General features: G+C 64.8%; 21 protein-coding genes. 14 read left to right on the plus strand and 7 right to left on the minus strand.

The features are described 5' to 3' along the window. Nucleotides 1–102: 102 nt before the first annotated feature. On the minus strand, nt 103–1,263 hold the full coding sequence (locus tag H9Q09_RS20405; RefSeq protein ID WP_210315450.1) for a CmpA/NrtA family ABC transporter substrate-binding protein: 1,161 nt from the start codon (nt 1,261–1,263) through the stop codon (nt 103–105). Then, complete coding sequence (locus H9Q09_RS20410) at nt 1,244–1,846, minus strand: ANTAR domain-containing protein (RefSeq protein ID WP_187392585.1); 603 nt, start codon at nt 1,844–1,846, stop codon at nt 1,244–1,246. Before H9Q09_RS20410 ends, H9Q09_RS20405 begins: the two co-directional genes overlap by 20 nt. 262 nt (nt 1,847–2,108) lie before the next feature. Between H9Q09_RS20410 and H9Q09_RS20415 the strand changes: the two genes are divergently transcribed. The 12 genes from H9Q09_RS20415 to H9Q09_RS20470 all read left to right on the plus strand — a co-directional run bounded on the left by H9Q09_RS20415 (nt 2,109) and on the right by H9Q09_RS20470 (nt 12,587). Next, a complete protein-coding gene (locus tag H9Q09_RS20415) occupies nt 2,109–2,555 on the plus strand; it encodes a hypothetical protein (RefSeq protein ID WP_187392565.1) in 447 nt (148 codons plus the stop codon). A 53-nt stretch (nt 2,556–2,608) separates the two neighbouring features. Continuing rightward, a complete protein-coding gene (locus tag H9Q09_RS20420) occupies nt 2,609–3,343 on the plus strand; it encodes a HupE/UreJ family protein (RefSeq protein WP_187392566.1) in 735 nt (244 codons plus the stop codon). A 28-nt stretch (nt 3,344–3,371) separates the two neighbouring features. Further along, nucleotides 3,372–4,109, plus strand: a complete 738-nt coding sequence (locus H9Q09_RS20425) for a hypothetical protein (RefSeq protein WP_187392567.1) — start codon at nt 3,372–3,374, stop codon at nt 4,107–4,109. Between the two features lie 99 nt (nt 4,110–4,208). Then, nucleotides 4,209–5,591: an MFS transporter gene (locus H9Q09_RS20430; RefSeq protein WP_187392568.1), complete on the plus strand. Its 1,383-nt coding sequence runs from the start codon at nt 4,209–4,211 to the stop codon at nt 5,589–5,591. A gap of 198 nt (nt 5,592–5,789) precedes the next feature. Further along, on the plus strand, nt 5,790–6,110 hold the full coding sequence (locus H9Q09_RS20435; protein WP_187392569.1) for a hypothetical protein: 321 nt from the start codon (nt 5,790–5,792) through the stop codon (nt 6,108–6,110). 403 nt (nt 6,111–6,513) lie between these two features. Continuing rightward, nucleotides 6,514–7,968 (plus strand): TolC family protein, encoded by a 1,455-nt coding sequence (locus tag H9Q09_RS20440; protein ID WP_187392570.1) that lies wholly within the window; start codon nt 6,514–6,516, stop codon nt 7,966–7,968. 17 nt (nt 7,969–7,985) lie between these two features. After that, nucleotides 7,986–9,377 (plus strand): copper oxidase, encoded by a 1,392-nt coding sequence (locus tag H9Q09_RS20445; protein WP_187392571.1) that lies wholly within the window; start codon nt 7,986–7,988, stop codon nt 9,375–9,377. A 45-nt stretch (nt 9,378–9,422) separates the two neighbouring features. Then, nucleotides 9,423–9,911 (plus strand): plastocyanin/azurin family copper-binding protein, encoded by a 489-nt coding sequence (locus H9Q09_RS20450; RefSeq protein ID WP_187392572.1) that lies wholly within the window; start codon nt 9,423–9,425, stop codon nt 9,909–9,911. Between the two features lie 32 nt (nt 9,912–9,943). After that, nucleotides 9,944–10,228 carry a copper-binding protein gene (locus tag H9Q09_RS20455; RefSeq protein WP_187392573.1) on the plus strand — a complete coding sequence of 95 codons (285 nt, stop codon included), beginning with the start codon at nt 9,944–9,946 and terminating at the stop codon, nt 10,226–10,228. An 80-nt stretch (nt 10,229–10,308) separates the two neighbouring features. After that, nucleotides 10,309–10,755, plus strand: coding sequence for a DUF305 domain-containing protein (locus H9Q09_RS20460; protein ID WP_187392574.1), 447 nt, complete (start codon nt 10,309–10,311; stop codon nt 10,753–10,755). A gap of 7 nt (nt 10,756–10,762) precedes the next feature. Further along, nucleotides 10,763–12,163, plus strand: a complete 1,401-nt coding sequence (locus H9Q09_RS20465) for a multicopper oxidase family protein (protein WP_187392575.1) — start codon at nt 10,763–10,765, stop codon at nt 12,161–12,163. 10 nt (nt 12,164–12,173) lie between these two features. Then, a complete protein-coding gene (locus H9Q09_RS20470) occupies nt 12,174–12,587 on the plus strand; it encodes a cytochrome c (RefSeq protein WP_187392576.1) in 414 nt (137 codons plus the stop codon). 11 nt (nt 12,588–12,598) lie between these two features. On the opposite strand, the gene H9Q09_RS22715 is transcribed toward H9Q09_RS20470, so the two are convergent. From H9Q09_RS22715 to dsbD, 5 genes are all read right to left on the minus strand, one after another. Further along, nucleotides 12,599–12,721 (minus strand): hypothetical protein, encoded by a 123-nt coding sequence (locus H9Q09_RS22715; protein WP_266102233.1) that lies wholly within the window; start codon nt 12,719–12,721, stop codon nt 12,599–12,601. Between the two features lie 132 nt (nt 12,722–12,853). After that, nucleotides 12,854–13,624: a glutaredoxin gene (locus tag H9Q09_RS20475; protein ID WP_187392577.1), complete on the minus strand. Its 771-nt coding sequence runs from the start codon at nt 13,622–13,624 to the stop codon at nt 12,854–12,856. Between the two features lie 248 nt (nt 13,625–13,872). After that, nucleotides 13,873–14,553: a L,D-transpeptidase gene (locus H9Q09_RS20480; RefSeq protein WP_187392578.1), complete on the minus strand. Its 681-nt coding sequence runs from the start codon at nt 14,551–14,553 to the stop codon at nt 13,873–13,875. Nucleotide 14,554: 1 nt separating this feature from the next. Continuing rightward, on the minus strand, nt 14,555–15,361 hold the full coding sequence (locus H9Q09_RS20485) for a TlpA disulfide reductase family protein (RefSeq protein ID WP_187392579.1): 807 nt from the start codon (nt 15,359–15,361) through the stop codon (nt 14,555–14,557). Nucleotide 15,362: 1 nt separating this feature from the next. Then, a complete protein-coding gene (gene dsbD / locus H9Q09_RS20490) occupies nt 15,363–17,255 on the minus strand; it encodes a protein-disulfide reductase DsbD (RefSeq protein ID WP_187392580.1) in 1,893 nt (630 codons plus the stop codon). A 129-nt stretch (nt 17,256–17,384) separates the two neighbouring features. On the opposite strand from dsbD, the gene H9Q09_RS20495 reads away from it, so the two are divergent. Together H9Q09_RS20495 and H9Q09_RS20500 are read left to right on the plus strand one after the other, a co-directional pair. Further along, complete coding sequence (locus tag H9Q09_RS20495) at nt 17,385–17,822, plus strand: PA2169 family four-helix-bundle protein (protein ID WP_187392581.1); 438 nt, start codon at nt 17,385–17,387, stop codon at nt 17,820–17,822. A gap of 403 nt (nt 17,823–18,225) precedes the next feature. Then, a partial coding sequence (locus H9Q09_RS20500; protein WP_246716257.1) for an IS256 family transposase occupies nt 18,226–19,102 on the plus strand: 877 nt, incomplete at its 3' end.

The following is a 19,102-nucleotide window of genomic DNA, read 5'->3' on the forward strand; positions in this document are numbered from 1 at the left end:
ATGTTGCAACGCGGCAGAACACGTTTTTGCGGTTTTTTTGAACTTTTACAAAGTCTGTATATTTGTTGTGCAGTTCGCCGTGGATCCGGTCAGGCGGTGTGCTCATGTCTCATGCGGATCGCCGGTTTCTGCATCAAAAAGGCCCGCCGGGCGGTGCGGGGCGGAAGACGGTCCATCTTCATCCTGTGCGGGAGCGGGCTTTCCGGCTCCTCCTGCCTTGTCGAAGAGATCCGGGCGGAATGTCCGGCCGGCGATGGCCAGCCCGGTTTCGCAGAAGCGGACGTCGCCCCATCGCGCCATCTGACGATAAAGCCACCGGCCATGGCTCCGGTCAGGACGGTTGGCGTCCGCACCGGCGAAGATCATGAAGCCCTCGATGGCCCGGAATCGTCCGGGAGCGACTTCCATGCGACCCGTTATCCCCGCCATGAGATCGTCCGACGGCACGCCGAGATGTTGCGGCAAGGCCAGCAAATCCGCGAGAGCGCGATGATGGGCCGGATCAGCGCACCAGAGCGCGGCCTGGCCGAGGGCGTCGATGAGCCGGGACAGGGTTTCCGGGCGGTCCCTTGCAAACGCGGCGGAGACGCCGAGCACCTTTTCCGGGCCGCGTCGCCAGATCTCCGCCTTGCTGGTGACGATCTGCCCGACACCGCGCCTGACGGCCACCGTGCTCCAGGGTTCGCCGACGCAGAAGCCGTCGATCTCCCCGGCGGCGAGGGCGGCGGGCACAAGTGACGGCGGGACGACGGTGATCTCGACGTCCCGGTCCGGTTCGATCCCGGACGCGGCAAGCCAGTACCGCAGGTCGTAATTGTGGCTCGAATACCGATGGACGACAGCAAGACGGGCATGGCTGCGCCCCGCCTGCGCCCGCCGGCCAAGGGCTGATTTCAGTGCGGCCCCCGCCGCTGCAGGTCCATGCGGATCGTCGCCAGCCGTATCGGCCATCGCCTGGGCGAGGGCGGTGGAGACAGTGACGGCATTGCCGCCGAGCGCCAGCACCATCGGCGCGATCATCGGAACGGCAAGCGGGCCAATGCCCAGATTGGCCGCGATCGGCATCGGCGCCAGCATGTGTGCGGCGTCGAACTGGCCGACCCCCATCCGGTCGCGGATCGTCGCCCAGGAGGTTTCCCGGAAGAGGGTGAGATCGAGACCGCGTTCCTCGGCAAAGCCGAGCTTCGCGGCAACCAGCAGCACGGCGCTGTCGAGCAGCGGCAGATAGCCGAGGCGCACGCACTCAAGCTTCGTCACGGGCATCTCCCAACAGCGAATAGGCGCTGACGAGGCCTTGGGCGACGTCGGCGATCTTCCGGTTCTCGTTCATCGCCGTTCGACGCAGGAGCGCGTAAGCTGCAGGCTCGTCCAGCTTCTTCAGTTTCATCAGGATGCCTTTGGCGCGTTCGATCACCTTGCGCTCGGCCAGTTCCGAACGCGCTTCCGCCAGTTCGCTGGACAGCCGGGAGAAGGCATTGAAGCGCGAGATCGCCATGTCGAGGATCGGCTTGACGCGCTCCTTCCTGAGCCCGTCGACGATGTAGGCCGAGACGCCGGCATCGACGGCCGCCTCGATCGCGCCTGCGTCGGAGCGGTCGACGAACATCGCCACCGGCTTCTTCACCGAGCGGGAGACTTGGAAGAAATGTTCCAACTGGTCCCGGTTGGGGTTTTCCAGGTCCACGACGATCACGTCCGGCTGAACCGTCTCGATGCGTTTCACCAGGCCAAGAATTTCCCTGACGACGGCGACCCGCCGATGTCCGGCCTCGCGCAGTCCCGCCTCGATGATCGCGGCACGAACGGCATTTTCGTCGAAGACCAGGATGGAGAGATCGGCGTCCATGCCGCGCAGTGTGCGCACACAGGATTTTTCCGCAATGCAATATTTTCGATGGCCTGTACCGCGGGGCGACTGGAACGTCGCTTTGCGCGGCCTGCCGATCAATCATTTGCTCTCGGCTGCGATGGAAGAAGCTGCCGCCATCATGTCGTGAAGGCCCGCCGCAATCCCGCTGGACAAGTCCACCGTCGCGATGGCCTGGCGCGCAATCGCGAGCCGGTGGCGTCGAGCACGAAGGAGGTTCATTCGCCACCATGACCGTGCCATGTTCTTCGCCGACAAGTTTCGCGCCGGGATCGGGGATCAGGATCGCGGTCTTCGCCCGAGGGAACCAATCGCCGACAGTATGCTGACGTTCAGTCGAACCCTCCTTGGACATCTGACGATCGCCCTGGCGGTCGCCTTCGCCATGTTCGCGGCGCCTCAGGGGCCGTCGGCTTCGCACGACCCGGTCACCACGCTGCACGCCACCCTTGATGACCACGGCCACTCGCATGATGGCGAGCCGCTCGCCGACGCATCCGGGCACGGCGATCACGAGCACAAGCACAACCCGTTCGACCATTCCCACGACAAGCCCGGAACGTTGCCCCGGTTCGACGCGCCCGTGCCGCCCGGTGCCGTGCAGCATGCTCTGCTCCGTCAGGATCGAGGCCTGGAGGGCGAAGCTTCCACCCTCGACCGACCGCCGAGACCGTCCGTCACCGCGTGATGAGACGCCGTCTCCGCGACGGCATGGCACCTTACGGACAATCGGAACCAACCATGCAAGACCCTTCCGTCGAAGGTCGTCTCGAGTCGCGCCACGCGATCCGGTCGACGCTTCGCACCCCCATGCTCGCGCTTCTCCTGGCGACGACATGGGGCACGACAGCTCTCGCACACGGCGTTGCCGCCGGCGATCAGGGCTACATCCAGGAGATCACCGGGGTGAACCTCATCGCCTTCATGTATCTCGGCGCCAAACACATGGCGACGGGCTACGACCACATCCTGTTCCTGCTCGGGGTGATCTTCTTCCTCTACCGGATGAAGGACATCGGCATCTATGTGACCCTTTTCGCGATCGGTCACTCCACGACGATGCTTCTCGGCGTCTATTTCGACGTCGGGATCAACAGCTACATCATCGACGCGATCATCGGCCTGTCGGTCGTCTACAAGGCGCTCGACAACATGGGGGCATTCCAGCGGTGGTTCGGCTTCCAGCCGAACACCAAGGCCGCGGCCCTGATCTTCGGCTTCTTCCACGGGTTCGGTCTGTCGACCAAGATCCTCGAATACGACATCTCGCCGGACGGCCTGGTGCCGAACCTCCTCGCCTTCAATGTCGGCGTCGAGATCGGCCAGCTCCTCGCCCTCGGCGCGATCCTCATCGTCATGGGCTTCTGGCGCAGGACCCCCAGCTTCTTCCGCCACGCCTACACCGCCAACGTCGTCATGATGGCCGCCGGCTTCGTGCTCTTCGGCTACCAGGTCGCCGGCTATCTCGTCACCTGACGACCCCTCAACGCAAGGATATCGACACATGTACAATACCGACATGCCCACCCGCGCCGAGCTTCCTTCCACGCGGAAGCTGGTGCGCTCGACCGTCATCGCGGCTGTCTCCGCCACTGCGATCCTGGTCGCCGTCGTGCTCCCGGCCGAGTACGGGATCGATCCGACCGGGGTCGGATCGGCGCTGAACCTCACGGAGATGGGCGAGATCAAGACCCAGCTCGCGGCAGAAGCCGAAGCCGATGCCGCGAGGGACGCGGCCGCCCGCGCTGCCCCGCCAACCGGTGCCGACGCCACGCCGCTTCCGCCTGCCGCCGTCGGCGTGGTGCCGCCGCCCGTCGCCCCGCTGGCCCCGCCCGCGCCACCGGCACCGCCCGCCCCGGAGCGGCAGTCCAGCCTGTTCGGCGCGATCGGCGGTCTCTTCGTCTCGTCGGCCGTCGCTCAGGAGATGCGCCAGGACGAGATGACCATCACGCTCGCGCCCGGGGAGGGCGCTGAGATCAAGCTGGCCATGCAGGAGGGCGAGATCGCCTCCTTCGCCTGGGTCGTTTCGGAAGGCGGTGCGGTCAACTACGACACCCATGGCGACGGCGGCGGACAGAACATCTCCTACGAGAAGGGGCGCTCGGTCTCTTCCGACGAGGGGACCATCCAGGCGGCCTTCACCGGCAACCATGGTTGGTTCTGGCGCAACCGCGGCGATGCGCCGGTGTCCCTGACGCTGCGCACGAGCGGCACCTACACCGCCTTCGATCGCAAGGTCTGACGAGACCTTCCAGTCACCGCCGACCGATGGTTTCGTGCCGTCGGTCGGCACCTTCTTCCGGCTGGGCAGCCGCAACGCCGGGGTCGAGGTAACGCAACCATGCTGACCGTCCTGCGCCATCGCACCTATCGCCATCTCTTCGCAGCGCAGGTTCTGTCGCTGATCGGGACCGGCCTGACGACGGTGACGCTGGGGCTGCTGGCCTACGACCTTGCCGGCGCGAACGCCGGCGCGGTGCTCGGGACGGCGCTTGCGATCAAGATGATTGCCTATGTGGGTGTCTCGCAGTTCGCCGGGGTCCTGACGGGTTACCTGCCGCGGCGGACGCTGCTCGTCGGCCTCGACCTCGCCAGGGCGGCCTTCGTGCTCGTCCTGCCCTTCGTCACCGAGATCTGGCAGGTCTACGCCCTCGTCTTCGCGTTCCAGTCGATGTCGGCGCTGTTCACGCCGACCTTCCAGGGCACGATCCCCGACATCCTGCCGGACGAGAGGGAATACACGAACGCCCTGTCCCTCTCGCGGCTTGCCTACGACCTCGAGACACTCTTCAGCCCGCTGCTGGCGGGTCTTCTGCTCACAGTAATCTCCTTCCACTGGCTGTTTCTCGGCACGGTCTTCGGCTTCCTCGCATCCGCGGCGCTGGTCGTCTCGGTCGCGCTTCCGGTCGCCAAGGCGGCCAGCGGCGGTCGGTTCGTCGACAAGTTGACCCGGGGTATCCGCGTCTACCTCGCGACACCGCGCCTGCGCGGTCTCCTGGCCGTGTCCTTCGCGGCCTCGTCGGGCGGGGCGATGGTGATCGTCAACACTGTCGTCGTCGTGCGCGCCGATCTCGGCGGCACCAACGACGACGTGGCCTTCCTCTTCGCCGCCTACGGCCTGGGCTCGATGGCGGTCGCCATCCTGCTCTCTCGGCTTCTCGACCGGGCTCCCGCCCGCACAGTCATGCTGACTGGTGCGAGCGCCATGGCGGGCCTCCTCATTATCGCCAGCACGAGCCCTGGATGGACGGGCAGCCTCATCCTGTGGGCGCTGCTCGGTGCGGCCGCGTCGGCGATCGGCACGCCCGGGGGGCTGCTCCTGCGCCGCTCCTCCGATGCCGACAGCCGGCCCGCCGTCTTCGCCGCGCAATTCGCTCTCTCGCACGCCTGTTGGCTCGTCACCTATCCAGCCGCCGGCTGGCTTGGCGCGACGATCGGCCTTGGTCCGACCTTCCTGGTCATGGCTGCTGGAGCGGCTGCGGGCGCCGCAGTCGCGCTGGTCTTCTGGCCGGCGAACGATCCGGTCGAGGTCGAGCACGTCCATCAGGCGTTCACGCACGAAACACTCCATGTCCACGACGATCACCACCGGCACCAACACGAAGGCTGGGAGGGTCCGGAGCCACACCGCCATCCGCATCGCCACCAGCCGATCCGCCATCGGCACGCTCTGGTGATCGACGACCACCACGCGACCTGGCCGACCGGCACCGCCGGCGGGTGACCCGTCGGCTTCCCGGGATCACGAGTTGGTTTCAGGCGTACGGAGATCGTCGCGTCGGGCCAGGCGCGTCCCACGAGGGCAGGGGTCTGAGAATGGACGCCTCTTCGAGTTCATGATATCCACAGCGCGATGATGTTTCTCCGATCCCATGCTCGCACGCCTGCTCGGCTGCTGACTGCTCTCGCGGTCATGCTGAGCATGCTGTTCGCATCCGTCGGGTCGGTCGGGGCGGAAACCCCCATCATGTCGTCGCAGCCCCTCGCCATGGCGATGATCGCTGAGGCGGATATGGCCGGCGAACCCGGGCATGCGCACGATGGCCACCATGCGCCCGCGAAAGCCCATGATCACAAGGCCGCCGGCGCAAGTGACTGTGCGACGCACTGCCTGACGGCAGTCCCGCAGGCCGTCGGGCCGACCGACGCCATGCCGGTCAGCCGCAATCTGTCCTATCCGATCCTCACGACGGATCTGACCGGACAGTCCGGCCCCACCACCGAGCGTCCTCCTCGAATCTGATCGTCCGGGGCTTTTCCCAGCCTTATTGCGTCTTCCGGCCATCCGTTGGTCGCAAGCGTGGACGTCAGGAATTCGCCCACGGCGAAGCCTGATCCTCTTCCTCCATGACCGGTTCCGCGAGGCGCATCTCGCGGCGAACGGCATGGCGTTCAGGTTCAACAATGAGATTCTCCATCATTGCCGGCATCCTGCCCGGCCTGCTTCTGGCGGGCTGTGCGGACGCTGCTCGGGGTCTGCCCGAAACGACCGTATTCCCGTCGCCTGATGAACCGAGCATCCCTGGCGGAACACTTGGCCAAGCTTCCGTCGTCGGTGCCTATACTCATCGCACTGTCCGCGAGCCGGATGGTTGGCGCGGTACCGGCGTGGACATATCCCCCGTTGCCGGCCGGGAGCCGGCACGATGAGGGCGCTGTTCAGGGTGAGCAGCGTCCTTCTCCTGCCGCTGATCATGTCCGGCTGCGTTGCGGCGTCGGAGACATTCGAGCCGGATCTCGGCTTCGATGTCGTGTCGGCAGACGCCGGACGGCGCCTGGGAAAGCAGACGGTCTGGGTCCAGGATCAGGCGCAGGCTGCGGCGGCCAACGAGCGGGTCCGGAACCTGCTCGCAGCGAAATATATCGGCGCCGACGCGGCCGTGCAGGTCGCGCTTCTCAGCAACAAGACGTTGCAGGCGGACTATGCAGAGGTCGGATTGTCGGTTGCCGAGCTCTGGCAGGAGGGGCTCGCCGTCAATCCGAGGCTTTCGCTCTCCTACAGCGGGATTGGTGTCGGACGGACGATCGAGGGGCTGATCGCCGCCAACATCATCCGGATGATGACCCGGGAGCGGCGCCTCGACGTCGCCGAGGTCCGGGTCCTCCAGGCGCAGTTGCGGGCCGTCGACGCAACGCTGGCGCTTGCGGCCAGAACGCGTGAGGCATGGATCGAGGCTGTCGCGGCCTGGGAGACGGTCGCCTATCTGAACCGTGCGAAACTCGCCGCGGACGCTGCCGCGGAACTGGCCAGCGAACTGGGCCGGACCGGAGCGATGCCGAAGGTCGAGCAGGCCCGCGAACAGGCCTTCTATGCCGAGCTCACCGGGCGGACGGCCGAAGCGCGACTGGCCGCGCAACTGGCCAAGGAGAAGCTCTACCGGGTGATGGGCGTATGGGGGAAGAATCTCGATTTCGAGGTTCCGAACGCATTGCCCGCACTGCCCGGCACGCTGAAGGGCTTCAAGGCCATCGAGGCCGAAGCCCTTCGCAACCGGGTCGACCTTCAGGTCGCGCGTCTCGAACTCGAGGCGCTGGCGCGGTCCTACGGCCTGACGAAGGCCACGCGATATGTGTCCGACCTCGAACTGGCCGCTGGCGTGGAAGTCGAACGCGAGGTCGAGGAACGCGAGGACGGATCCGAAGCGGCAAGCAACGTCGTGTCCGCATCCGTAGAGGTGGGGCTCGAAATCCCGATCTTCGACAGTGGGCAGGCCCGGCTTCGAAAGGCGGAATTCCAGTACCTGAAGGCGGCCAACCAGCTGGCGGCCAAGGCCGTCGACATCCGGTCGCAGGCACGCGCTGCCTATAAGGCCTATCGCGGCCGCAGCGAGATCGCCCGCCACTACCGCTCCCGCGTCGTGCCATTGCGGACGACGATAGAGAAGGAAGCTCTTCTCACCTACAACGGGATGATCACGAGCACCTTCGATCTCCTCGCCGATACGCGGGCGAAGCTCGACGCAATCCTGCTCTCCCTCAACGCAAAGCGCGAATTCCACCTCGCTGACGCCGCTCTCACCGCGGCCGTCTACGGCGGTGGCGAAGATGCATCCGAAGCCGCTGGTGGCGCCGAGATGGCGTCCGCCTCCGGCGACGATTGATCGAAAGGATCCGAACGATGGTTTCGAGACGACAATTCATCGGGGCCGGAGCGGCTCTTGCAGGCGTCGCCGCCTGGTCGAAGACGTCGGCCATGGGGCTTCCGGAAGCGCCGATCATGGAAACGGCGGCCACCCAGCCGCCGCTGATGCCGACGGCCGGGCCGGACTACAATCCCGTGGTGACGCTGAACGGCTGGTCGCTGCCCTTTCGCATGAACAACGGGGTCAAGGAGTTCCACCTCGTTGCCGAACCGGTGGAGCGGGAGATGGGCGAGGGCATGACCGCCTATCTGTGGGGCTACAACGGCCAGGCGCCGGGACCGACCATCGAATGCGTCGAAGGCGACCGGGTGCGGATCTTCGTATCGAACCGGTTGAAGGAGCACACGACCGTTCACTGGCACGGCGTCATCCTGCCCTGCGGCATGGACGGCGTGACCGGCCTGACCCAGCCGGGAATCCCGCCGGGCAAGACGTTTGTCTACGAGTTCGACGCCGTGAAGAGCGGAACCTTCATGTACCATCCGCATGGCGACGAGATGGTCCAGATGGCCATGGGGATGATGGGCATGTTCATCATCCATCCGAAGGACCCGACCTTCATGCCGGTCGATCGGGACTTCGTTTTCATGCTGTCGGCCTACGACATCGATCCCGGCGCGTATCTGCCGAAGGTCATGGAGATGACCGACTTCAATCTGTGGGCGATCAACGCCCGGGTTTTCCCGGATGTTGCACCTCTCGTCGCGGCGACCGGCGACCGGGTCCGGGTCCGGGTCGGCAACCTGACCATGACCAATCATCCGATCCACATGCACGGTTACGACTTCGAGGTGACCTGCACGGACGGAGGATGGGTGAAGCCCGAGGCACGCTGGCCGGAGGTCTCGATCGACATTCCCGTGGGGGCGATGCGCGCCTACGAGTTCGACGCGGTCTATCCGGGCGACTGGGCCCTGCACTGCCACAAGTCGCACCACACGATGAACGCGATGGGGCACGACATCCCGACGCCGATGAATGCCAACAAGGCCAGGGTTGCGGCGAAGATCCGTCAGATCCAACCGGACTACATGCCGATGGGCGAAACCGGGATGGCCGAAATGGCCGAGATGGCGATGCCGCTGCCGGATAACACGATCCCGATGATGGCCGGCTGGGGGCAGTTCGGCGCCCTCGAAATGGGCGGCATGTTCACCGTGATGAAGGTTCGGGACGGGCTTGCTGCCGACGATTACGCCGATCCGGGCGATTACGAGTTTCCCGCCGGAACGGTGGCCTACGAATGGACCGGATTGCTCCCTGAAGCGCCTGTCGCGCCAACTGGCAGCGCCGACGGTGCCGCACTGCCCCACACGCCATCCGCCAGACGGGTCATGCCGGCCGGCGGCGGTCATTCCGGCCATTGAGGCCGGGACGTAAAGGACACCAACCACAATCAAAGAGGACCACTCATGCGCAAACTTACGATGCTGCTCTTCGCCGCAACCTTGCCGCTTGCCCCAGCCACCGCCCTGGCGGCCGGGAGCCATTCGGGCGGGCACCACGAGGAGATGATGCTCGGGAAGCCGGCGGAGCCTGCGGACGCGGGGCGAATCATTGCCGTGCGGATGCTGGAGACCGACGACGGCGCGATGCTGTTCGAGCCGTCGTCCATCGCGGTCAAGCGGGGCGAGACCGTGCTTCTGGAGATCCGCAACGATGGCGAGATCGAGCACGAATTCGTCATGGACGGGCACGAGATGATCCAGGAGCACAAAGTGCTCATGGAGAAGTTCCCGGAGATGGAGCACGCCGATCCGAACGCCGTGCGTCTGGAACCCGGCGAGAGCGGCCAGATCGCCTGGACCTTCACGAATGACGGCAGCTTCGAGTTCGCCTGCCTGATCCCCGGCCACTACGAATCGGGCATGCACGGTCCGCTGACCGTTGCCGCCGAATAGCCCCCCGACCGAACGATCCTCAGGAGAGAACCATGTCCAAATACGTGAAAACCCTCGTCTTGGCGCTCGTTGCGCTTCCCCTGGCTCTGCCGGCTCTTGCCGCCGATTACACCAAAGGCATCGTCCAGAAGGTCGATACCAAGGCCGGGAAGCTGACGATCCGGCATGAGGAACTGGCCAATCTCGACATGCCGGCCATGACGATGGTGTTCGTCGTCGCCGATCCGGCGATGCTGGAAACGGCAAAGGAAGGCCAGGCGATCGAGTTCGTGGCGGAACGGATCCGCGGCAAGTTGACCGTCGTCGAGATGAAATAGGCGCCTTTCCCGCCGGGCGGCGCCAACCGCTCGGCGGGAGCAGGTCCCGAACATCACCACCATCACCACAGGCCCGCCCCATGAAGTACTCGACCTTCGGTGCGATGATCGCGACCTCCACCATCGTGATGTTCGGACTGATGTATCTGAACACCTACAGCCTCGATCATATCCTCTTCAGCGAAACCCGGGCATGGATGGCGATCGTCATGGGGGCGGCGATGGCCGTCATCATGCTGGCCTTCATGCTCGGCATGTACCGGAACCGGACGACCAATATCGCGATCTTCGCCGCCGCGATCATCGCCTTCGCCGGCGCGGTCTATCACGTGCGCAGCCAGGACACGGTCGCGGACGTTGCCTGGATGAAGGCGATGATCCCGCATCATTCGATCGCTATTCTGACCAGCGAGCGTGCCAACATTTCCGATCCGCGCGTCCGCAAGCTCGCGGACGCGATCATCGAGGCGCAACGCCGGGAGATCGGAGAGATGAAGGCTCTGATCGCTGATCTCGAAAGGGAGTAAGCCCGCAATGACATGTCCGATCAGTCGCCGGAGCTTCCTGCTCGGATCGAGCGCGCTGCTTGCAACCAGCGGAATATCGAGCGCCTCCGCCGCCACGCGGCACCGTCTCGTCGCTGCCGTAGGCCAGGCGCAGATCGTGCCCGAAACATTCGCAGGCCCAACGCCAGTCTGGGCATTCAACGGGACCGCGCCAGGGCCGGTGTTGCGGGTGCGCGCAGGCGAACGCCTGGCCGTCGATGTCGAGAACGGCCTTGCTGAGCCGACCAGCGTGCACTGGCACGGCATCCGGATCGACAACGCGATGGATGGCGTGCCCGGGCTCACGCAGGCCGCGATCGCGCCGGGCGAGCAATTCTCCTACGATTTCGTCGCGCCGGATCCGGGGACCTACTGGTACCACTCCCACAATCGATCCTGGGAGCAGAATGCCCGCGGGCTTCACGGGGCGCTGATCGTCGAGGAGCCTGAGCCGTGGCGGGGTGCCGACCGCGACCTCGTTCTGGTCCTCGACGACTGGCGTCTCGCCCGGGACGGCGCCATCGCAGACGGCTTCGGCCAGATGATGGAATGGGCACATGGCGGCCGCATCGGCAACACGCCGACGGTCAATGGGCGCCTCGGCTCAAAGGTCGCCGTCCGGCCGAACGAGCGGGTCCGGGTGCGCCTGATCAATGCGGCCAATGCCCGGATCATGGAGATCGCCTTTGCGGATCTGCCGGTGCACCTCCTGGCGCTCGACGGCATGCCGACGACGATCGAAGCGCTAAGCGGAACCATCCAGCTTGCCCCCGCACAAAGGGCCGACCTCCTCGTCGACTTTGCCGGAGCGGATGGAGACACGATCCCGCTGTCGCTGCAGACGCGGGATGGGCCCTTCGAGATGGCCACGTTCGCGCTTCAAGGGGAACCCGTGCGATCGCGATATCCCGACCCCGTCGGGCTGCCGCTGTCCGGCCCGGCCGCTCTGCCCGAATTGTCGGACGCCTTCAGAACCGAACTGGTGATGGAGGGCGGCGCCATGGGCAGCATGCAGGGCGCCACGCATCAGGGCCGCTGGATGGACATGCGCGAACTCGTCTCGAAGAGCCGGGTCTGGTCGTTCAATGGGGTGGCAGGCGACATGGACGAACCGCTCGCGAGTGTGGAGCGCGGCCGTCCGATCGTCTTCACCCTGCGCAACGCCACCCGATGGCCCCATGCGATGCATGTCCACGGCCATCACTTCCGTGTCGTCTCCCGCGACGGCAAGCCCGTTGCGAACCCGGTCCTGCGCGACACCGAGCTGATGATGCCCGACGAGACGATCGAGATCGCCTTCATCGCCGACAATCCGGGGAAATGGCTGCTCCACTGCCACATGCTGGAGCATGCCGCCGGCGGCATGATGACCTGGTTCGACGTGACATGAGGAGACGTCGATGAGGGCATCGAAAGCGACCATCTCGGCCATCGCCGGCGCGCTCGCAATCGGCGTGTTCCTTGTCTGGTGGGCCTTGTCCGAGGGAACGCCATCCGACGCGCATATCGTGGCCGTGACAGTTCCTCAGCTCTCCGTCCGGGCGGAGCGTGGACAGGAACTCTTCGCCGCGAACTGTGCTGCCTGTCACGGGCAGAACGCCGGCGGCACCGAACAGGGGCCGCCGCTGATCCATCGGATCTACGAGCCGAACCACCATGGCGACCAGGCATTCCTGATCGCCGCGACCCAGGGCGTTCGTGCCCACCACTGGGGCTTCGGAAACATGCCGCCTGTCGGGGGCGTGAGCGAGCGCCAGGTCGCCGATATCGTTGCCTATGTTCGCGAGGTCCAGAAGGCCAACGGCATCTTCTGAACTCCCCACGATCACCGTCGCAGGTATTTCACCAGCGCCGCGATCACCAGCACGAAGACCACAAGGACCAGAATGCCCCAGAGTCCCATGCCAAAGGGCATCCATCCCATATCGCCAGAGTGTTCGCCCATCATCGTTGTTCTCCTTGCTAAAGGTGGCTTTTCCGTCGGGTAGTCTTGCGAGCCAACGTCGGAGTTCTTGTCGAAGACGAGGAGCGTCCCCGAACCTTGTCCGCAGTGTTGGCACATGGTTGGAACGAGGAGGCTTCAGCCTCCCCAGATCATGCGCAGGGGCATCCACAGGCCCATGCCGATCATGACGAGGTTCTCGGTCAGCGACACGAAGCCCAGGGGCACGTTCGAGCCGCCGCCGACGCAGGCGCATTTGAGTTCGCGCTTCTGCACATAGACCGCATAGGAGACCGACACGGCGCCGATCGTCCCGATGACCAGCGCGATCGGCGCCGACAGCCAGGTGAGGGTGCCGGCGATCATCAGCACGCCGGCCAGCGTCTCGCCGAACGGGTAGATCTTGCCGTAGCGCACCCATCGCTTGGCCAGAAGGTCGTAGTTCAGGAACATGGTCGAGAAGCTCTCGATGTCCTGCAGCTTCTGGATGCCGAGCAGGCACATGGAGATGGCGAAGAACCACTCGATCGCCCGCACGGTGAAGATCGTCTCATAGGCAGCGAAGGAGACCGCGAGCGCCATCAGGAAGGCGACCGAGAAGATGGCGATCACCGGCTGGTAGGTGGTCTCGTCCTCCGACTGGACCGACTTGCCGAAATGTTCGCGCAGGTCCGTATAGCCGCCGACGCGATCGCCGCCGATGAAGGTCTGGGGTGTCGTCTCGACGCCATGTTTTGCCTTGAAGGCGTCGGTCTCCACGCGGGTGGTCAGCCAGTTGTCGTCGACCGCGAACCCTTCGCGCTCGAGAAGGTCCTTCGACTTCAGCCCGTAGGGGCAGACATGCTCGTCCATGACCATCCGGTAGAGGACGGCCGTCTTCCGTGTTGGTGAAGGCAATATCGTACTCATGCCGCTTCTCCTGCAACGATGGTCAGCGAACACTCGTTCGTTCGCCGATCGTCGTTATTAGATGGAGATTCCAGCTACTGGAAGGTCAAGGCGGGATCGGCAATCCGCACATGAGGCGTGTCGTAATTCAAAGCACTCGCCTCCGGAGACGCGGCGATACACAGCGATCAGGCACTGGATCAGCGTTGAGACGAACTCGGCGTCAGATCGCCAGTCCGCGTCTCCTGGCGTCCGTTTTTCGGAATGCCCTACGCAGCGGTGCCGAGCGCACTTCGTACAACGACGTTCGCTCCAACGGGAACACGATCTTCCAGATCGATGACGTCCTGGTTGAACATACGAATGCAGCCTGACGACACTGATCGGCCGATCGTTGAGGGCTCGTTGGTACCGTGAATCCGGTAGTAAGTGTCCCGGCCACCGCGATAGAGATAGAGAGCGCGGGCTCCCAACGGGTTGCCGAGCCCGCCCTCAAGGCCGCTCGCGTAGGGGCCGAACCGTTCGGGCTCACGCTTCAGCATGTTGGGTGTCGGCGTCCAGCCCGGCCACTCAGCCTTGCGGGCGATTGTCGCGTTGCCAGTAAACGCGAAGCCGGCTTTGCCGACGCCGACACGGTAGCGCATGGCCTTGCCGTTTTCCTCGACGAGATAGAGGAAATGCGCGGCCGGATCGACGACGATGGTGCCCGGAGCTTCGGAGCCGGCGAAATCAACGATCTGGCGCCGGTTTTCATCGGTAAGATGGGCAGCGGGAATGGCCGGGATGGTGCGGCCACTGTCCTCGAAGGTGGCATATCGCGGATCGCCGATCAGGCTCGGCGCAGCGTAACCGAGCACGGTCCGGGGCAGTTCGCCGACAGACGAGCAACCCGCCATCGTAAGCAGAGCCGCGGCCAGCAGGCCTGTGCGGTGAGCGTTCCTCAAAGTCATGTCAGTCCCATTCCGCCTTGGCTCTATCGATACCCGCCGCGATTGTTTCGCGCGAGATCTCTCCGAAATGCAGCGAACGGAGCGTTCCGGTCGCGTCGAGAAACAACGTGGCGGGGTAGCCGGACACGCCGTAATGCTGTGCGAGCGCATACCCTTGATCGAGTACGATATGGTCGATTTCGAGGTCGGCTCCGGCAAGGAACCGAGACACGGTTTGCGCGCTTTCACCCTGATTGGCGAAGACGAACACCGCATCAGCTCGGTTTGCAGCCATTGTCGCCATCATCGGCATTTCGCGGCGGCATGGTGGGCACCAGGAGGCCCAGAGGTTGAGCACGATCGGCCTCGCTCCGAAATCGGCCAGTGAGCGGTCCGGACCGTCCAGCATGGCAAAGCTCTCGCTGGGAGCCGCGATTGCCTTCGTGCTCGCGACCAGCTGCCAGGCAATGTTCCAGGCAACGAAAGCGCCGGCGAGCGCGCCGATCGACCAGACCCGGAGACGAACGTCCCGAAACACGTAGAGGGTGTAGAGAAGGGCAACCGCAAGCCCGGCCAACCCTGCGAAACCACCTTCCCAGATGCTGAAAACGCGGAGCGGCTCCGGTGCAAAGGTCTCCCAGTGAAGGACGACATGCCCCAGCCGGGCAGCGATGATCCCAATCGGCACGACCGTCAGCGACCAGTTGCCCAGCCGCTCGTCGACACGTCCTGTCAGAATGGCAGCGACGCCCAGAAACACGACAATTGCCACGATGGCCGCAAGACGGTCTCCGGCGAAGACGAGGGGACCCAGCGTCAGGGCAGCCAACTCAGTTGCCCTCCGTAAGACGGATGCGCTCGATGAAGGCCTCGGCGGGAATCTCGCCTACGATCCGCGATCCCGGTATCTCCAAGCCTTCATGGTCAACGAACAACATGGTCGGCGGCCCGACAACCGCCAGTTCCGACATCAGTGCGGCTGACCCGGGGCGCTCGTCCGTGACGTCAACCTTCAGGAGCCGATAGCCGACGAGCCGCGCCTGCACCCTCTCATCCTCGAACACCTCGCGCTCGAGAACATCGCAACTGACACACCAATCGGCGGTGAAATACAGGAGTGTAGGCTTGTCTCCAGAGGTAATGGCATCGGCCACCTCCATGGGCGCATCAACCTTCTCGAAAGGGAGCTTCGCGGTGCCGCGCGCACCCCCGTTCGCGGTCAAGGGTGCGAGTGGGCGCAGGGGATCGTCGGCATTCGCGACCGCACCGACGGCAAGCGTGCCTCCATAGATGAGGGACAGCACGCCCACCGTCCGTCCGATTCGCTGAAGCGGACCCCGGGGGGCGCTCCGACCTCCAAGCCCGCCCAACTCGAAACCGACGCCGATCAGCAGCGCGGCCCAGAGCCACAAAGCCACGAAAGGCGGCAGAATGCGCGCGATCATCCAGATGGCGAGCACCAGGAAGGCGATGCCGAAGGCGCGAGTGACCGTCTGCATCCAGGGTCCGGATCTGGGCATGATACCCGCACCGAAGGTGCCGAATGCGACGAGCGGCGCGCCTTGTCCGAGGCCGAGGGCGAAGAGCGCAGCGGCACCGAGACTGATCTCGCCTGTCTGACCGATATAGATGAGCGCGCCCGCGAGGGGTGCCGTGACACAAGGACCAACGATGAGCGCTGACGTGAAGCCAAGCGCTGCCGTCGACCTGATTCCGCTACGCCCGGCCGTGACGCCGGCAACGGCACTGGTCCAGGCACTCGGCAGCCGCAACTCGAACAGGCCGAACATCGACAGGGCCAGAATGAGGAAGACCAGCGACACGACGAGGATTGCTGGCGTCGACTGCAAGGCCATCTGGAGATTCTGGCCGGACCAGGCCGCAGCGACGCCCAGCAGGCCAAAGGCCGTTGCCATGGCCAGCACATAGACTGCGGAATGCAGGAGCCCGTGCCTGGTCGAGGTGCGGCCTTCTTGCCGGCCGAGCTGCCCCGCCAGGATCGGATACATCGGGAAGACGCATGGGGTAAAAGCGAGGCCGAGGCCGAGCAGGAAGAATGTACCAATGGCCCAACTCGCCCCGCCATCGTTTAGGAGAGATGCGACGAGACCTCCGGACGCGGCGTCCACCTGAATCCCTGTGCCCGGTGCCGGGTTCGTCGCGGGCAGATTGCTCTTCGCCGTGCCGGCGGGACCGCTGGCTGCATCGAAGGCATTGCGGAAGCTGGAAGGCGTCAACGTCCGCCGTTCGCCTCCACCATTGGTTGGGCGTGCCAGACGCTGCCCCGGTGCGCCTCGCCCGCTTTGCGCCGCCAGTTCGATCGTCCGCGTGACTGGCCGGTAGCAGATACCGTTCTCTTGGCACCCCTGGAAGGAAACCGCGACCTCGCTGGTCCCGGTTGGCACCGAAGCGAGCGTCGCGGTCGCCGCATCGTGGAAGACCTCCATGACGCCGAAACTTGGATCGTTCTTCGGCTCGCCACGGGGTATGTCGAGCTCTACGGTTTCCCCGGCCGGCGTCGCGGCCGCAATCCTGTCCCGATAGAGATAGTAGCCACCTGCGATCGCCCAGTTGAGGTCAACTCCGCCCGTGGCAGTCGCCGTGCTGGTCAGAGCGAAGGCCTGATCGACGGGGAGCGGTTCCGACTGGGCGGTGGCTGCTTTCGGGGTTCCGGCGGTGACCGCAAAAGCAACCGCGGCCAGGACACGTGTGATCGCCATCATTCTCTCCGGTCGACTTCTCGGACCGGCTGGTCGGACGCTCAGCTTAAGGCAGACTTAAGTCGGGTCGGCCGGTGCATCCTTTTCGCTCGTCGTCAGTTTGCCGAGCGGAAACATACATGGAGAACGCCGATGGCTACCGAGCTTTCGATCATCGAGACCCTGACCGATACCGCAGTCGACAGCGCCCTCGGTTACGAAACAGCATCCGAGTTAGCTGATAACGCCGGGTTGAAACAGACACTTCGGGAGCAGGCGGGGAAGCGGCGCGACACCGTCCGCATGTTGAATGCCGAGATTGTGCGACTGGGTGGCGAACCCCGAGAGAGTGGCAGCACAATGGGCGCTGCGCATCGTGCCTTCACCAGCTTGGCTGATGCCTTCGAAGACAGCAATGAAGCGGCCGCCGAACGGGTGGAAGAAGGCGAGGATTACATCGAACAGAAGTTCCGAGCGGCTTTGGACCATCAGGACCTCACGGCCGAGGCGCGCGTTGTGATTCAGCGCGCGCATGACGAGATCAGCAAGGGCGAACGCATCACTGATGTCTTGAAGAAGCGGTTTGCCTGAGGCTCCCGTAGCGAAGTCGGCTCGGCGGTTCTTAGGGACTGCCGAGCCGCTTCTCGGGGGCACACTGCGGCTGAAGGATCTCCGGAGTATCGATGTTCAGTGGACGCCCCTTCGCGCAACGCTCCCGTCCCGTGTCGCCAGCTTCCGCAAGCCAGCCCGAATGTTCGCATGAGATATGGAAGAGCCCAGTTCGGCTTGTCGGGGGAAGCGAAATTGCTTCCAATCTGCTCCTGTCTGCCCGATGGTAGGTCGTGTCCCCATCCGTGGTGTAGCTCGGCGGTAGCGTCGTCGATCTCGTCCGCGCCTTTCATCGCGCTGTAGGACGGATCGGCGGCGCGGTGGTCACCAGCGGTTTCCGGTTAGGCTTGGGTTGCGACATCCAACCCGGACCGGAGATCCCCTGATGACCAACGACATGATGGGCCTGCGCAGCCTTCTGGAGAAGACCCCTGATGCCGATCTGCTGCGCGAGATGATCGGCTTTGCCGCCGAGCGGTTGATGGAACTGGAGGTCGGTGCCGCGACCGGCGCCGGCTATGGCGAGAAGAGTGCCGAGCGCCTCGCCCAGCGCAATGGCTACCGCGACAGGGATTGGCAGACGAGAGCCGGCACAGTCGAGTTGCGCATTCCGAAGCTGCGCAGGGGCAGCTACTTTCCCGGCTTTCTGGAGCCACGGCGCATGGCCGAGAAGGCCCTGACGGCTGTCATTCAAGAGGCCTATGTCCAGGGCATCTCGACGCGCTCGGTCGACGACCTGGTCAAGGCGATGGGCATGACCGGCATCTCCAAGAGCCAGGTGTCGAGGCTGTGTGAAGAGATCGACGGCAAGGTAAAAGCCTTTCTGGAGCGGCCGATCGAAGGCGATTGGCCCTATCTCTGGATCGACGCGACCTACCTCAAGGTCCGCCGCGGCGGCCGCATCGTCTCGGTTGCCGTGATCATCGCCGTCGGCGCCGTCGGCGTCAACGCGGATGGCCGGCGTGAGGTTCTCGGCATGGAGATCGGCACCTCGGAAGCCGAGCCGATCTGGACCGAGTTCCTGAGAAAGCTGACCCGACGCGGCCTGCGCGGCGTGAGGCTCGTCGTGTCCGACGCTCACGAGGGCATCAAAGCCGCGGTCACCAAGGTGCTAACGGCAACATGGCAGCGCTGCCGCGTGGGGCTGTTGAAGAAGTCGGCTTTTGAAGCATCGCAGGACACGAAGATCCGGCCTGTCCGACTGGAGCTCGGCGGCGCCTTGAAAGAGATCGGCGGAATGGGGAAGCCAGATTGCGTTTGGT

Origin of the sequence: Aurantimonas sp. DM33-3 (assembly GCF_014334315.1) — a bacterium.
GTDB classification, from domain to species: Bacteria; Pseudomonadota; Alphaproteobacteria; order Rhizobiales; family Rhizobiaceae; genus Aurantimonas; species Aurantimonas coralicida.

What these genes read in the sequence shown, in the direction of transcription:
- H9Q09_RS20475 (WP_187392577.1), bottom strand. Translation starts at nt 13,624, where the DNA reads ATGAGTACGATATTGCCTTCACCAACACGGAAGACGGCCGTCCTCTAC.
- H9Q09_RS20410 (WP_187392585.1), bottom strand. Translation starts at nt 1,846, where the DNA reads ATGGACGCCGATCTCTCCATCCTGGTCTTCGACGAAAATGCCGTTCGT.
- H9Q09_RS20425 (WP_187392567.1), top strand. Translation starts at nt 3,372, where the DNA reads ATGTACAATACCGACATGCCCACCCGCGCCGAGCTTCCTTCCACGCGG.
- H9Q09_RS22715 (WP_266102233.1), bottom strand. Translation starts at nt 12,721, where the DNA reads ATGATGGGCGAACACTCTGGCGATATGGGATGGATGCCCTTTGGCATG.
- H9Q09_RS20470 (WP_187392576.1), top strand. Translation starts at nt 12,174, where the DNA reads ATGAGGGCATCGAAAGCGACCATCTCGGCCATCGCCGGCGCGCTCGCA.
- H9Q09_RS20405 (WP_210315450.1), bottom strand. Translation starts at nt 1,263, where the DNA reads ATGCCCGTGACGAAGCTTGAGTGCGTGCGCCTCGGCTATCTGCCGCTG.
- H9Q09_RS20465 (WP_187392575.1), top strand. Translation starts at nt 10,763, where the DNA reads ATGACATGTCCGATCAGTCGCCGGAGCTTCCTGCTCGGATCGAGCGCG.
- H9Q09_RS20440 (WP_187392570.1), top strand. Translation starts at nt 6,514, where the DNA reads ATGAGGGCGCTGTTCAGGGTGAGCAGCGTCCTTCTCCTGCCGCTGATC.
- H9Q09_RS20430 (WP_187392568.1), top strand. Translation starts at nt 4,209, where the DNA reads ATGCTGACCGTCCTGCGCCATCGCACCTATCGCCATCTCTTCGCAGCG.
- H9Q09_RS20420 (WP_187392566.1), top strand. Translation starts at nt 2,609, where the DNA reads ATGCAAGACCCTTCCGTCGAAGGTCGTCTCGAGTCGCGCCACGCGATC.
- H9Q09_RS20445 (WP_187392571.1), top strand. Translation starts at nt 7,986, where the DNA reads ATGGTTTCGAGACGACAATTCATCGGGGCCGGAGCGGCTCTTGCAGGC.
- H9Q09_RS20480 (WP_187392578.1), bottom strand. Translation starts at nt 14,553, where the DNA reads ATGACTTTGAGGAACGCTCACCGCACAGGCCTGCTGGCCGCGGCTCTG.
- H9Q09_RS20495 (WP_187392581.1), top strand. Translation starts at nt 17,385, where the DNA reads ATGGCTACCGAGCTTTCGATCATCGAGACCCTGACCGATACCGCAGTC.
- H9Q09_RS20415 (WP_187392565.1), top strand. Translation starts at nt 2,109, where the DNA reads ATGTTCTTCGCCGACAAGTTTCGCGCCGGGATCGGGGATCAGGATCGC.
- H9Q09_RS20450 (WP_187392572.1), top strand. Translation starts at nt 9,423, where the DNA reads ATGCGCAAACTTACGATGCTGCTCTTCGCCGCAACCTTGCCGCTTGCC.
- dsbD (WP_187392580.1), bottom strand. Translation starts at nt 17,255, where the DNA reads ATGATGGCGATCACACGTGTCCTGGCCGCGGTTGCTTTTGCGGTCACC.
- H9Q09_RS20435 (WP_187392569.1), top strand. Translation starts at nt 5,790, where the DNA reads ATGCTGTTCGCATCCGTCGGGTCGGTCGGGGCGGAAACCCCCATCATG.
- H9Q09_RS20455 (WP_187392573.1), top strand. Translation starts at nt 9,944, where the DNA reads ATGTCCAAATACGTGAAAACCCTCGTCTTGGCGCTCGTTGCGCTTCCC.
- H9Q09_RS20460 (WP_187392574.1), top strand. Translation starts at nt 10,309, where the DNA reads ATGAAGTACTCGACCTTCGGTGCGATGATCGCGACCTCCACCATCGTG.